Source organism: gamma proteobacterium symbiont of Scutellera amethystina, from assembly GCF_059730845.1.
Map to the genome: position 1 here is coordinate 983191 of NZ_AP035935.1, position 13923 is coordinate 997113.

Below are 13923 nucleotides of genomic sequence, written 5' to 3' on the forward strand. Positions count from 1 at the left end.
CGGCAAAATGGCAAAGATTGGCATTTTTACAGGTACGGTGTACGGCAACGCGCTGCTGGTTGCCGAAGAGGCGCAGCCGGTGCTGGAAGCGCAGGGGCATGAGGTGAAGGTGTTTGAAGATCCGTCACTCGCCGACTGGCAGGCTTACAGCAAAGAGGTCGCGTTAATTGTTACCTCGACCACCGGGCAGGGCGATTTTCCGGACAATATCGCGCGACTGTATGTGCAGGTGCGCGATGAGCTGGGCTATCAGCCTGAGCTACGCTATGGCGTGATCGCTTTAGGCGACAGCAGTTACGACCACTTCTGTGGGGCCGGTAAGACTTTTGATGCCACGCTGCAGGAGCAGCAGGCGCAGCGTATTGGCGAGGTGCTGCTGGTGGATGCGACGGAAAATCCGGAGCCCGAGTCAGTGACCACGCCGTGGGTGGAGAACTGGGGTAAGTTGTTGTAAATCAGGCCCTCACCCTAACCCTCTCCCGCAGGCGGGAGAGGGAACCGATCGCGCCGAAAGTTAATTTTGCATATCACGTCACCGGTGCCGGATTGAATACTGCCAGCTGATTACGGATTCCCCAGCGATCTGACCACGTCTGTTTACGTCCGCTGGCGATATCCAGAATCAGCTCAAACAGCCGCCAGCCGACCTGTTCAATACTCTCTTCACCCGTCGCGATGGTGCCGGCATTGATATCCATTAAATCGTGCCAGCGGTTCGCCAGCGCGCTGCGCGTCGCCATTTTGATCACCGGAATTGCCGCCAGGCCGTAAGGCGTGCCGCGCCCGGTGGTGAACACCTGCAGCGTAATGCCGGAAGCCATCTGCTGGGTGCCACAGACAAAATCGCTGGCCGGCGTGGCGGCGTAAATCAGCCCGCGCTGCGTCGGGCGCTGTCCGGGTGACAGCACTTCGACAATCGGGCTGCGGCCGGATTTGGCAATTGAGCCCAGCGCTTTTTCTACCACATTGGCCAGGCCGCCTTTTTTATTGCCCGGCGACGGATTCGCGCTGCGGTCGGTTTGCCCCTGGCTCAGATAATCGTCGTACCACGCCATCTCCTCCAGCAGCCGTTTGCCCACCGCTTCGTTTACCACACGCGGCGTCAGCAGATGGATCGCATCGCGTACCTCGGTCACTTCCGAGAACATCACCGTCGCGCCGCAGCGCACCAGCAGATCCGAGGCAAAGCCAACCGCCGGATTGGCCGTCACGCCGGAAAACGCATCGCTGCCGCCGCACTGGGTGCCGACCACCAGCGCTGACGCCGGGCAGGTTTCGCGCTGACGCTGGTTGAGTTTTTTCAGATGGCGCTCGGCCACCTGCAGAATTTCATCGACCATCGCGCCAAAACCCACGTGGCGTTCATCCTGCAGGCGCACGATATCGCGCTCATCCAGCGAAATGGCCTGTACGTCCGGTGTACCGGTGAGCAGGCGCTCCGGCTGTAATTTCTCGCAGCCGAGGCTCACCACCATCACTTCGCCGCCAAAATTAGGATTCAGCGCAAGGTTGTGAATGGTGCGAATGGGCACCACCGCCGCCGGTGCGTTGATCGCCACGCCGCAGCCATATAAATGGTTGAGCGCTACCACGCCGTCAACGTTGCTGTAGCGCGGCAGCAGATCGCGCTCAATCAGCTGCACCACGTAATCCACCACGCCCGCCACGCAGTGCACGCTGGTGGTGATGCCGAGCAGATTGCGCGTGCCGACGCTGCCGTCGGCGTTGCGATAGCCTTCAAAGGTGTATCCTTCCAGCGGTGGCAGGGGCGGCGGCACGTTAGTTGCCAGCGGCAGGCTGGCCAGCGGCGGGGCGGCGGGCAGTGCCACCAGCGACTCCTCAATCCAGCTGCCGCGCGCAATCGGGCGCAGCGCTGTGCCAATCACTTCACCGTAACGCACGATGTCGCCATGCAGGGCGATATCGCTCAGCGCCACTTTGTGCCCCTGCGGCACATGCTCAGTCAGTTGCAGACCGTCATCAAAGCGGCTACCTGCGGGCAATCCCTGATCGTTGACCACTATCGCCACGTTATCGGCGTCGTGCACTTTAATGTAGCGCGGTTTGTCTGTCAGAGGTCGGTTCATTGCTCACCTTCCGGTTCGTCGCACCGGTCATAGCGGTGCGGTTGAAATCACGTCCGTCACATCATCGTTATTTGCCAGCCTCAGTATAAGCAGGGGTATTCACCCGCGCATTGTGCAACTGACTGGCTTTGTGCCGCGATCGGCGCGCAGTTTGGTTCGTTTTACCAAACGCAAGTGAAGAGCCTCACAAAGCGTACGCTTGCTGTTCACTTTTACAGCAATCTGGCGGCTGGATGGCGGGTTCCGTGAGCCACGCCGCAGCGTTATGGGCAAATGCCAGAAAATCGTGCCGGATTGGTGATTATCCTCGGGCGTTCCTCCAGTGTTTCACGGCGATGCTGTTCCTATACTGATTGCCGTTCTTCAACGTTTGGTTATTCGTCACGACGCATCATCGTTTTGCCATAACAACAATCGCCGTGTTTAACCCAACATCATTCTGATACCCAACGCGATGTGTATGCAGTCAGAGTGAATGTAGCGTTCGCTATATTTCAGGAGTGCATCATGAATAGTTACAGCCAGACAGCGGCAGCGGTGCAGAAGCGCACCAACGCCCGTTACTGGATTGTGGTGATGTTATTTATCGTCACCTCGTTCAACTACGGTGACCGGGCCACCATTTCGATTGCCGGTTCGGCGATGTCGAAGGAGATCGGTCTCGATTCCGTCGGCCTCGGCTACATCTTCTCCGCCTTCTCGTGGGCGTACGTTATCGGTCAGATTCCTGGCGGCTGGCTGCTGGACCGCTTCGGCTCCAAACGCGTCTATTTCTGGAGCATCTTCCTGTGGTCGCTGTTTACCCTGTTGCAGGGCTTCGTCGACATCTTTAGCGGCTTCGGCATTGTGGTGTCACTGTTCCTGCTGCGCTTCATGGTGGGGCTGGCGGAAGCGCCGTCTTTCCCGGGTAACAGCCGTATTGTTGCTGCCTGGTTCCCGGCGCAGGAGCGCGGTACCGCCGTCGCCATCTTTAACTCCGCCCAGTACTTCGCCACGGTGATTTTCGCACCGATCATGGGCTGGCTGGTGGCCGAGGTGGGCTGGGCGCACGTGTTCTGGTTCATGGGCGGGCTGGGCATCATTCTCAGCTTTATCTGGCTGAAAGTAATTCATGACCCGAACGATCACCCTGGCGTGAACAAAGCCGAGCTGGAGTACATGGAGCAGGGCGGTGCGCTGATTAACATGGATGCGAAGAAAGCCGAGCGTAAAGTGAGCTGGGATGAGAAGTGGTTTCAAATCAAGCAACTGCTCTCCACCCGCATGATGTGGGGGATCTATCTCGGTCAGTACTGCGTTAACGCCCTGACCTACTTCTTTATTACCTGGTTCCCGGTGTATCTGGTGCAGGCGCGCGGCATGTCGATTCTTAAAGCCGGCATGATCGCCTCGATTCCCGCCATCTGCGGCTTCCTCGGCGGCGTGCTGGGCGGCGTGATTTCAGATTATCTGATGCGTAAAACCGGCTCGCTAAACATCGCGCGTAAAACCCCGATTGTCATCGGTATGCTGCTCTCCATCAGCATGGTGATGTGTAACTACACCGAAACCGAATGGGTAGTGGTGCTGTTTATGGCGCTGGCGTTCTTTGGTAAAGGCATTGGCGCGCTGGGCTGGGCGGTGATGGCCGATACCGCACCCAAAGAGATCAGCGGCCTGAGCGGCGGTCTGTTCAATATGTTCGGTAACTTCTCTGGCATCGTCACGCCGATTGCCATTGGTTACATCATCGCCACCAGCGGTTCGTTTGAAGGGGCGCTGATTTATGTCGGCATCCATGCGTTTGTGGCGGCGTTCAGCTTCCTGGTGATAACCGGCGATATCAAACGTGTCGAACTCAAACCCCGGTCATAAGGAACCGAATATGAATACGCAAAGTTCCCCGGTGATTACCGACATGCAGGTGGTTCCGGTGGCGGGTTACGACAGCATGCTGCTCAACATCGGCGGCGCGCACAGCGCCTGCTTCACCCGCAATATCGTGGTGCTGACCGACAGCGCCGGCCACACCGGCGTCGGCGAAGCGCCGGGCGGTGAAACCATCTATGAGACGCTGGTCGCGGCAATACCGCAGGTGAAAGGGCAGCAGGTGGCGCGCATGAACCGGCTGGTGCAGCAGGTGCACAAAGGTAACCAGTCGGCGGATTTCGATACCTTCGGCAACGGCGCCTGGACGTTTGAGCTGCGGGTCAATGCGGTGGCGGCGCTGGAAGCGGCGCTGCTCGACCTGCTCGGCCAGTGCCTCGGCGTGCCAGTGGCCGAACTGCTGGGGCCGGGTCAGCAGCGCGATGAGGTCACGGTGCTGGGCTACCTGTTTTACATTGGCGATCGGCGTAAAACTGATTTGCCGTATCAGAGCGGCGACGCGGCCGGTCACGACTGGTATCACCTGCGCCATCAGGAGGCGCTGACGCCAGACGCGGTGGTGCGCTTAGCCGAAGCGGCGCAGGACAGGTACGGCTTCAAAGATTTCAAACTGAAAGGCGGCGTGCTGCCGGGCGAGCAGGAGATTGCCTCGGCGGTGGCACTGAAGCAGCGTTTCCCGGACGCGCGCATCACCGTCGATCCCAACGGTGCCTGGCATCTGGATGAAGCCATCGCGCTGTGCAAAGGCCTGCACGAGGTGCTGACCTATGCCGAAGATCCGTGCGGTGCCGAGCAGGGATATTCCGGGCGCGAAGTCATGGCCGAGTTTCGCCGCGCCACCGGTCTGCCGGTCGCCACCAATATGATCGCCACCAACTGGCGGGAGATGAACCACGCGGTGATGCTCAACGCGGTCGATATTCCGCTGGCCGACCCGCACTTCTGGACGCTGAGCGGCGCGGTACGCGTGGCGCAGCTGTGTGATGAGTGGGGGCTGACCTGGGGCTGCCACTCCAATAATCACTTCGACATTTCGCTGGCGATGTTTACCCACGTCGGCGCAGCGGCACCGGGTAAACCGACCGCCATCGATACCCACTGGATTTGGCAGGAGGGCGACCAGCGTCTGACTAAAGAGCCGCTGCAGATCCGCAACGGCAAAATTGCCGTGCCGGACAAGCCCGGCCTCGGCGTTGAGCTGGACTGGGATCGCCTGCGCCAGGCTAACGCCCTGTATCAATCGCTGCCGGCAGGCGCACGTAATGACGCCACGGCAATGCAATATCTGGTTCCCGGATGGTCGTTCGACCGCAAGCGTCCGGCTTTTGGACGCCGCCATGCATAAGGAGCAGGAAATGAGTCACACCCCGAAAATTACAGCAATGCAGGTCATTCCGGTGGCCGGTTACGACAGCATGCTGCTGAATCTGAGCGGTGCCCACGCGCCGTTTTTTACCCGCAATATCGTGATTGTGAAAGATAACGCCGGCCACACGGGCGTGGGCGAGATCCCCGGCGGCGAGAAAATCCGTCAGACGCTGGAAGACGCGGCGGCGCTGGTGACCGGAAAAACCGTCGGCGAGTACAAAAATATCCTTACCCTGGTGCGCACTACCTTTGCCGATCGCGATGCCAGCGGGCGCGGCAATCAGACCTTTGACCTGCGCACCACCATTCACGTGGTGACCGGCATCGAAGCGGCGCTGCTGGACCTGCTCGGCCAGCATCTGGGCGTCAACGTGGCGTCGCTGCTGGGCGAAGGACAGCAGCGTGACCGCGTCGAGATGCTCGGCTACCTGTTTTACGTCGGCGATCGCCGCAAAACGTCACTGCCGTATCAGAGCCAGACCGATGATCCGTGCGACTGGTATCGCCTGCGGCATGAGGAAGCGCTGACGCCGGACGCGGTGGTGCGCCTGGCAGAAGCCGCCTATGAAAAATATGGCTTTAACGATTTCAAACTAAAAGGTGGCGTACTGCGCGGCGGTGAGGAGGCCGAAGCGGTAACCGCACTGGCGAAGCGTTTCCCGCAGGCGCGCGTGACGCTCGATCCCAACGGGGCCTGGTCGCTGAATGAGGCCATCCTGCTCGGTAAACAGCTGAAAGGCGTGCTGGCTTATGCAGAAGATCCGTGCGGCGCTGAACAGGGTTACTCCGGACGTGAAGTGATGGCCGAGTTCCGGCGCGCCACCGGTCTGCCTACCGCCACCAATATGATCGCCACCGACTGGCGTCAGATGGGCCACACGCTGTCGCTGCAGTCGGTCGATATTCCACTGGCCGATCCGCACTTCTGGACCATGCAGGGCTCGGTGCGCGTGGCGCAGATGTGTCACGACTTCGGCCTGACCTGGGGTTCGCACTCCAACAATCATTTCGATGTTTCGCTGGCGATGTTCACCCATGTGGCCGCCGCCGCACCGGGCGCCATTACCGCCATCGACACCCACTGGATCTGGCAGGAGGGCAACCAGCGCCTGACCAAAGAGCCGTTGCAGATCAAGGGCGGCATGGTGCAGGTGCCGCAGAAGCCGGGCCTTGGCGTCGAACTGGACATGGATCAGGTGATGCAGGCCCATGCGCTGTATCAGCAGCATGGACTGGGCGCGCGCGACGATGCGCAGGCGATGCAGTTCCTCGTGCCGAACTGGACATTTGATAACAAGCGTCCGTGCCTGGTGCGCTGATTTTATTCCGCGCGCCCGCGGGCGGCGGTGCTAAATAACAGGAGTAGAGATCATGAGCAATGCCTGGCCCAACCCTTTTCGTCGTCGTTTGCTGGCAGGGGAAACCCTGATTGGCAGCTGGTGCGCCCTTGCCAATCCTCTCACCACGGAAGTGCTGGGGCTGGCGGGCTTTGACTGGCTGGTGCTGGACGGCGAACACGCGCCGAACGACATCACCACCTTTATTCCGCAGCTGATGGCGCTCAAAGGCAGCCCGAGCGCGCCGGTGGTGCGACCGCCGTGCAATGAGCCGATCATCATCAAGCGTCTGCTGGATATTGGCTTCTATAACTTCCTGATTCCGTTTGTGGAAACCGCAGAAGAGGCGGCGCGCGCGGTGGCATCGACCCGCTATCCGCCAGCCGGTATACGCGGCGTGTCAGTTTCGCATCGTAGCAACATGTACGGCACGCTGGCGGACTACAACGCCACCATCAATGACAACATCACCGTGCTGGTGCAAATCGAAACCCAGCAGGCGGTGGACAACATTGACGCCATTGCGGCGGTTGACGGTGTAGACGGCATCTTTGTCGGCCCGGGCGATCTGTCAGCGGCGCTGGGCTATCTCGGCCAGCCGGCGCATCCGGAAGTGCTGAAAGTGATCCGTTACATCCTTGAGCGCGCCAAAGCCGCCGGTAAGCCGAGCGGGATTCTGGCGCCGGTGGAGGCTGACGCACGCCGTTATCTCGAATGGGGTGCCAGCTTTGTTGCCGTTGGCAGCGATTTGGGTGTATTCCGCCACGCCACGCAGGCGCTGTGCGACAAATTTAAGCAGTAACTGACGAAGGGGAAAGGCAATGAAAATTGGATTTATCGGCCTCGGCATCATGGGCAAACCGATGAGTAAAAACCTGGTGAAAGCCGGTTACACCCTGGTGGTGCGCGACCACAACGCCAGCAACGAAGCCGAACTGGTGGAGCTGGGTGCCACCGTGGCGAAAACGCCGAAAGAGCTGGCCGCGCAGGTTGACGTGGTGATCACCATGGTGCCGAACTCACCGCAGGTGAAAGAGGTGTGTCTGGGCGAGAACGGCATCATCGAAGGGGCGAAGCCGGGACTGGTGGTGATCGACATGAGCTCCATCGCGCCGCTGGCCAGCCGCGAAGTGCATGATGCGCTGGCAGAAAAAGGCATCCGGATGCTGGATGCGCCGGTGAGCGGCGGTGAGCCAAAAGCGATTGAAGGCACGCTGTCGGTGATGGTCGGCGGCGATAAAGCGCTGTTTGATCAGTGCTACGATGTTCTTAAGGCGATGGCCGGTTCGGTGGTGCACACCGGCGATATCGGCGCGGGCAACGTCACTAAACTGGCCAACCAGGTGATTGTGGCGCTCAACATTGCCGCGATGTCAGAAGCGCTGTCGCTGGCCACCAAAGCCGGCGTCAATCCGGAACTGGTTTACCAGGCGATTCGCGGCGGTCTGGCGGGCAGCACCGTGCTGGATGCCAAAGCGCCCATGGTGCTGGATCGCAACTTTAAGCCTGGCTTCCGTATCGATTTGCATATCAAGGATTTAGCCAATGCGCTTGATACCTCACACGGCATTGGCGCACATCTGCCGCTGACCGCAGCGGTGATGGAGATGATGCAGGCGCTAAAAGTCGACGGGCAGGGTACGTCCGATCATAGCGCGCTGGCTTGCTATTATGAAAAATTAGCCAAAGTTGAGATCACCCGGTAGTGCCCGCGTCCGGTGTCTGCGGATGCCGGACGCTGTACTGCCTTAGCCAGACGGATTTCCGTCACCTACCGCGCTCGGATTGCCTATGAAAATTGTCATCGCACCGGATTCATACAAAGAGAGTTTGTCCGCCCTGGAAGTGGCTACCGCGATAGAAGCGGGATTTCGCGAAATTTTCCCCGCCGCTGACTATGTCAAAATACCGGTCGCCGACGGCGGAGAAGGCACGGTTGAAGCAATGGTGGCGGCAACCCAGGGCAACATCGTCAGACTGACGGTGACCGGGCCGCTCGGCGAGCCGGTCGACGCGTTTTACGGATTATCCGGTGATGCGCGTACCGCCTTTATTGAGATGGCTGCGGCCAGCGGGCTGGAGCTGGTGCCTGCAGCACAGCGCGATCCGCTGATCACCACCTCTTACGGTACCGGTGAACTGATCAAAAATGCGCTGGATCGCGGCGTCGATCACATCATCATCGGCATCGGCGGCAGCGCCACTAACGACGGCGGTGCCGGCATGGTGCAGGCGCTCGGTGCCCGGCTGCTGGACAGCGACGGCAGCGGGATTGGCTATGGCGGCGGGGCACTGCCGCAGCTGGCGAAGATTGAGATCGCCGATCTGGATCCGCGCCTGCTGCAGTGCCGCATTGAAGTGGCGTGCGACGTGACCAATCCGCTGATTGGCGAAGAGGGGGCGTCGGCGATTTTTGGCCCGCAGAAGGGGGCCACGCCGCAGCTGGTGCAGCAGCTGGATGCCGCGCTCGGCCATTACGCCGCGATTATTCAGCGAGATCTGGATATTGATGTGCTGCACATCGCCGGCGGTGGTGCAGCCGGCGGCATGGGCGCGGCGCTGCATGCGTTTTGCCACGCGGAACTTCGGCGCGGCATTGAGATTGTCACCGAAGCGCTGGGGCTGGCGCAGCAGGTGCAGGATGCCGATCTGGTGATTACCGGTGAAGGGCGCATCGACAGTCAGTCAGTCAACGGCAAAGTGCCGGTTGGCGTGGCGCAGGTGGCGAAGCAGTTCAATAAGCCGGTGATCGGTATTGCCGGCAGCCTGACGGCGGATGTCGGTGTGGTGCATCAGCACGGGATCGACGCAGTGTACAGCGTGCTGTCGGGTATCTGTTCGCTGGAAGAGGCGCTGGCCAATGCCGCGCAGAATGTCCGCCTGACGGCAAGGAACGTCGCTGCCACGATCAAGGTGGGGCAGGGGTTGTAGGGGGGAGGCGGTGCGGTTTTCCCCTCACCCCAGCCCTCTCCCGCAGGCGGGAGAGGGGGCTGATGGTGCACGGATTTGGATTTCGCGCTGTTCCTCTTCATCGCACCGCACGGTTCCCTCTCCCGCCGGGAGAGGGTTAGGGTGAGGGCCCAGCGCACAACCCAGAACGCACACCCCACAACCCTCACTACGCCACGCCCAGCACCTGACGCGCTTCTCGCGCCACATTCGCCATCTCGTCGCTCAGCTCCAGCAGCTCTGGTTCCAGCGCTGCGATATCGCTCTCCTGATGCAGACTCTTCTCCAGCTGCTGACACAGCTGTTTCAGCCGTGGCACGCCGCTGTAGCTGGCGCTGCCGTGCAGCTTGTGGATAATCTCGCGCAGCCCATCGACGTCATTCTGCGTCATACACTGCGCCACGCGCTGCTCCACTTCCGGCAGAAAATCCAGCAGCATCTGCAGCAGATCGCGCGCCAGCTCGGCTTTATTCGCCGCCTGACGCAATGCCAGCGCCCAGTCAAGTGAGGGTGCGATCGCCGGTTGTCGCACCGCGCTCGCCACGCTGCCCGGCGCATAGCGCTGCAGCAGCTGCTTCAGCTTGTCCTCATCAATCGGCTTGGCGAGATAGTCATTCATGCCGGCGGCGATCAACTGCTCACGTTCGCCATCCAGCGCATGCGCCGTGACCGCGACAATCGGCGTGCTGGCGTGCTGTGGCAGGCTGCGGATGATCTCGCTGGCGCGGATGCCGTCGATGTCCGGCATCTGAATATCCATCAGAATCACGTCCAGCCGCTGCTGCCGCGCCTGGTGAATCGCCTGACTGGCGTTGTCGCACAGAATGATGTTCTGGACCTGCTCCTCCAGCAATGCGCCGATCAGCTTCAGGTTGGCCGGATTATCATCCACCGCCATCACCGTCAGCGGCTGTCTTACGCCGCGCGGGGCGGCGTCGCTATGACGCATGTTGAGATCGAGCAGCATCGGCAGCAATCGCGTCAGCGACACCGGTTTGGCAATGCAGCCGGCGATACCGCGCGCGCGCAAATCATCGGCGAACAGCATCATTTCGCTCGGCAGCGCCAGCAGCACCGAGTCGGCGTGTGCGCGCAGGCGGGCAATCAGCGCATCGGACAGCGTAGCCGGATGCGGATCGCTGACCGGCAGCCCCATCAGCAGCAGCGGGAAATGGGCGTCGGGCAGATCGTCAAGGCTGGCAAAGTGCTGCACCTGCAGAGGCGTAATGCTCAGCATCTCCTGAACCGCTTTCGCCACCGCCGGATGGGGTTCGATATAAGCCAGCGGCGTGGCGTGCAGATCGTCCAGCATGCGTGGAATCGCCGGTGCGTTAGGATTGAGATCCAGATGTACCTGTACCCAGAAGGTGGAGCCCTGATTCTGCCGGCTGTGGAAGGCGATCTCACCGCCCATTTCGTGCACCAGTTTCTGCGTAATCACCAGGCCAAGACCGGTACCGCCGTGACGGCGCGAAATACTGGCATCCGCCTGACGAAATGCCTGGAACAGCTGCGACTGCTGCTGCTCAGAGATACCGATGCCGGTATCGTGCACCTGAATCTCCAGTTCCGCCCGCGTGATGCTGAGATGACGCAGCTCGACGCGCAGATCAATGTGGCCGCGCTCGGTGAATTTGATGGCGTTGCCAATCAGGTTGATCAGAATTTGCTGCAGACGCAGCGGATCGCCAATCACATTATCCGGCACCTGTTTCTCCAGGCACACGGTGATCTCGAGGCCTTTCTCATGCGCGGACGGCGCCAGCAGCACCAGCGTTTCATCCAGCGTGGCGCGCAGCGGGAACGGGATCGACTCCAGCACCAGCTTACCGGCTTCCAGTTTGGAGAAATCGAGCACGTCGTTAATGATGCTCAGCAGGTTATTGGCCGAGCGCTCAATGGTGCTCATGTAATCACGCTGGTTGGTGCTCAGCCCGGTTTTCAGCATCTGGCGGGTAAAGCCAATCACGCCATTGAGCGGCGTGCGCAGCTCGTGCGACATATTGGCGAGAAACTCCGACTTGATGCGTGCCGCTTCCTGGGCGCGCTTTTTCGCCAGGTCCAGCTCGACGTTCTGAATCTCCAGCTGCTCGAGCGTTTCGCGCAGATCGTAGGTTGCCTGGTCGATGTTCTGCTGCATCTCTTCATGGTAGGCGGTGAGCGACATCGCCATGGCGTTGATGCCGTTTTTCAGGATGCTCAGCTCGCCCAGCATGTAGCCATCCACGCGGCTGTCGAGCTGGCCACGCCGGATGCGGTCCACGGTGGTAACCATGTTGCGAATCGGGCCGGTGACGTCCCGCATCAGTCGATAGGCAAACAGCATGGCGATACACAGGCAAAACAGCAGCAGCAGAGTGGCGACAAACACCTCTTTGTACTGCTCCAGCCGCACCGACTGCAGATCCAGCTCAATCGCCACATAACCCAGCGGATTCCCTGCCGGCTTGGCGTCTTCACCCGGCAGTTCGTCCACCGAATAGCGTTCAGAGATGATTGGCGTGCGCAGCACCATCAGGTTGCCGTGCCGCTCCACCGACACGCCATCCGCCAGCGTGGAAATATCGGCTTTTTGCAGCAGCGCGAGGTTCTGGTTGTTATTGGAGCTGACGTAGATGTGATTGTTGTTGTCGAAAACCGTAATGGCACGGACAATATCGGAATGACGGCGATGCAGCAGGCTGACCAGCTCGCGAATCGCATCACGATTATGCCACGTCATGCCGTACTCGCTCGACACCGCCAGCGGTTCGATAATGTTAGCGCCGGCATCGCGCACCTGGTGCTGCAGTTCGTTGTAGCGGTGCACCACGAAGAAGGTACTGAGCAGCAGGCCAATCATCAGCGTCGGCGCCAGTATCAGAATCATCATTCGCGCCCGCAGGCTGTATTTGGTCATAATTGTGGCCTGGCGACTCCTGGCATTTTATCCCTGTGCAAAAACCGCGTACGGCTGCACACCTAATGAAAACTGAGAATTCACAATACTATGGCGCAATTTTACTCCGCAAAACAGCGCGTGACGACGAAGCAACGTCTCAGCGTCACCATTGACGAGCTCGATCCCTTTGGTCAGGGCGTGGCGCGCCATAACGGTAAAACGCTGTTTGTCAGCGGCGCGCTGCCCGGCGAACAGGCCGAGGTGATCCTGACCGAAGATAAGCGTCAGTTTGCGCGCGGCAAAGCCAAAAAGATTACACAACCGAGCCCGCAGCGCCAGCAACCGCGCTGCATCCATTTCGGCGTGTGCGGCGGCTGCCAGCAGCAGCACGTGTCCGTGGCGCTGCAGCAGGAGAGCAAAGCGCGGGCGCTGGGCCGCATGCTGAGTCAGGAAGCGGCGCTGCCGGTGCAGGTGGATGAGATCATCAGCGCTGCGCCCTGGGGCTATCGCCGGCGCGCGCGTCTCGGTTTGCAGTGGCTGCCGAAGCAGCAGCGCCTGCAGATGGGCTTCCGTCAGGCGGCCAGTAACGATCTGATTGATGTGACGCAATGCCCCGTTTTGGTGCCCGAGCTTGAGGCGCTGCTGCAGCCGCTGCACCACTGTCTCAGCAGCCTGCACGCAGCGAAACGGTTGGGGCATGTGGAACTGGTGCTGGCGGATAACGGTCCGCTAATGGTGCTGCGCCATCTTGATGCGCTCTCCGCTGCGGACCGGACAAAACTGGAACGTTTTTCGCATGAGCACCGGCTGATGATCTGGCTGGCGGACGGCAGTGACGCGCTGCAGGCGCTCGGCGCGGAGCAGCCTTACTACCGCTCGTTTGATTTGCAGCTAACCTTTAGCCCGCAGGATTTCATTCAGGTCAACGATGGCGTGAATCAGCAGATGGTGGCACAGGCGATTGCCTGGCTGGATCTGCAGCCGGACGATCGGGTGCTCGATCTGTTCTGCGGCATGGGCAACTTCACATTGCCGCTAGGAAAGTTCGTACAAAATGCGGTGGGTGTGGAGGGCGTTGCAGCATTAGTGCGCCAGGCAGAGTATAATGCTCAGCTTAACAATCTCAGAAATGTCTGCTTCTTCCAGCACAATTTAGAGGAAGATGTCTCGCGCCAGCCCTGGGCGGCGCAGGGATTTAATAAGGTGTTACTGGATCCGGCGCGTGCCGGGGCCGCGGGCGTGATGTCGCATATCGTTAAACTTGCGCCGCAACGCGTGGTCTATGTTTCCTGTAACCCGACAACACTTGCCCGCGACAGTCAGACATTACTGTCGGCGGGCTACCATCTGGAAAGGGTCGCGATGCTGGATATGTTCCCTCATACCAGCCATCTCGAATCCATGGTGCTGTTTAGCAAAACATAAGCGATGTTTA

General features: G+C 60.2%; 10 protein-coding genes. 8 read left to right on the top strand and 2 right to left on the bottom strand.

What is annotated here, in order from left to right; all coding sequences use genetic code 11:
* Positions 1–7 precede the first annotated feature (7 nt).
* A complete protein-coding gene (locus AC6I79_RS04435) occupies positions 8–454 on the top strand; it encodes a flavodoxin (protein WP_238561586.1) in 447 nt (148 codons plus the stop codon).
* A gap of 73 nt (positions 455–527) precedes the next feature.
* Here the strand turns inward: AC6I79_RS04435 and garD are convergent, their stop codons facing one another.
* A complete protein-coding gene (gene garD, locus AC6I79_RS04440; protein WP_021507374.1) occupies positions 528–2087 on the bottom strand; it encodes a galactarate dehydratase in 1560 nt (519 codons plus the stop codon).
* Positions 2088–2594: 507 nt separating this feature from the next.
* On the opposite strand from garD, the gene AC6I79_RS04445 reads away from it, so the two are divergent.
* From AC6I79_RS04445 to AC6I79_RS04470, 6 genes are all read left to right on the top strand, one after another.
* A complete protein-coding gene (locus AC6I79_RS04445) occupies positions 2595–3941 on the top strand; it encodes an MFS transporter (protein ID WP_058771607.1) in 1347 nt (448 codons plus the stop codon).
* Positions 3942–3951: 10 nt separating this feature from the next.
* Positions 3952–5298 carry an enolase C-terminal domain-like protein gene (locus AC6I79_RS04450; protein WP_104094368.1) on the top strand — a complete coding sequence of 449 codons (1347 nt, stop codon included), beginning with the start codon at positions 3952–3954 and terminating at the stop codon, positions 5296–5298.
* Positions 5299–5308: 10 nt separating this feature from the next.
* On the top strand, positions 5309–6640 hold the full coding sequence (gene gudD, locus AC6I79_RS04455) for a glucarate dehydratase (protein WP_040679678.1): 1332 nt from the start codon (positions 5309–5311) through the stop codon (positions 6638–6640).
* 52 nt (positions 6641–6692) lie between these two features.
* Positions 6693–7460, top strand: a complete 768-nt coding sequence (gene garL, locus AC6I79_RS04460; RefSeq protein WP_021507370.1) for a 2-dehydro-3-deoxyglucarate aldolase — start codon at positions 6693–6695, stop codon at positions 7458–7460.
* 19 nt (positions 7461–7479) lie between these two features.
* The gene (gene garR, locus AC6I79_RS04465) at positions 7480–8364 is read left to right on the top strand and encodes a 2-hydroxy-3-oxopropionate reductase (protein WP_058771604.1); all 885 of its coding nucleotides are present in this window, start codon (positions 7480–7482) and stop codon (positions 8362–8364) included.
* 85 nt (positions 8365–8449) lie between these two features.
* Entirely contained in the window at positions 8450–9589 is a 1140-nt protein-coding gene (locus AC6I79_RS04470; RefSeq protein ID WP_058757043.1) for a glycerate kinase, read from the top strand.
* Between the two features lie 187 nt (positions 9590–9776).
* On the opposite strand, the gene barA is transcribed toward AC6I79_RS04470, so the two are convergent.
* On the bottom strand, positions 9777–12506 hold the full coding sequence (gene barA, locus AC6I79_RS04475; RefSeq protein WP_058771474.1) for a two-component sensor histidine kinase BarA: 2730 nt from the start codon (positions 12504–12506) through the stop codon (positions 9777–9779).
* 90 nt (positions 12507–12596) lie between these two features.
* Here barA and rlmD point away from each other — a divergent pair, with 90 nt between their 5' ends.
* Positions 12597–13913 (top strand): 23S rRNA (uracil(1939)-C(5))-methyltransferase RlmD, encoded by a 1317-nt coding sequence (gene rlmD, locus AC6I79_RS04480; protein WP_498027591.1) that lies wholly within the window; start codon positions 12597–12599, stop codon positions 13911–13913.
* Positions 13914–13923 lie beyond the last annotated feature (10 nt).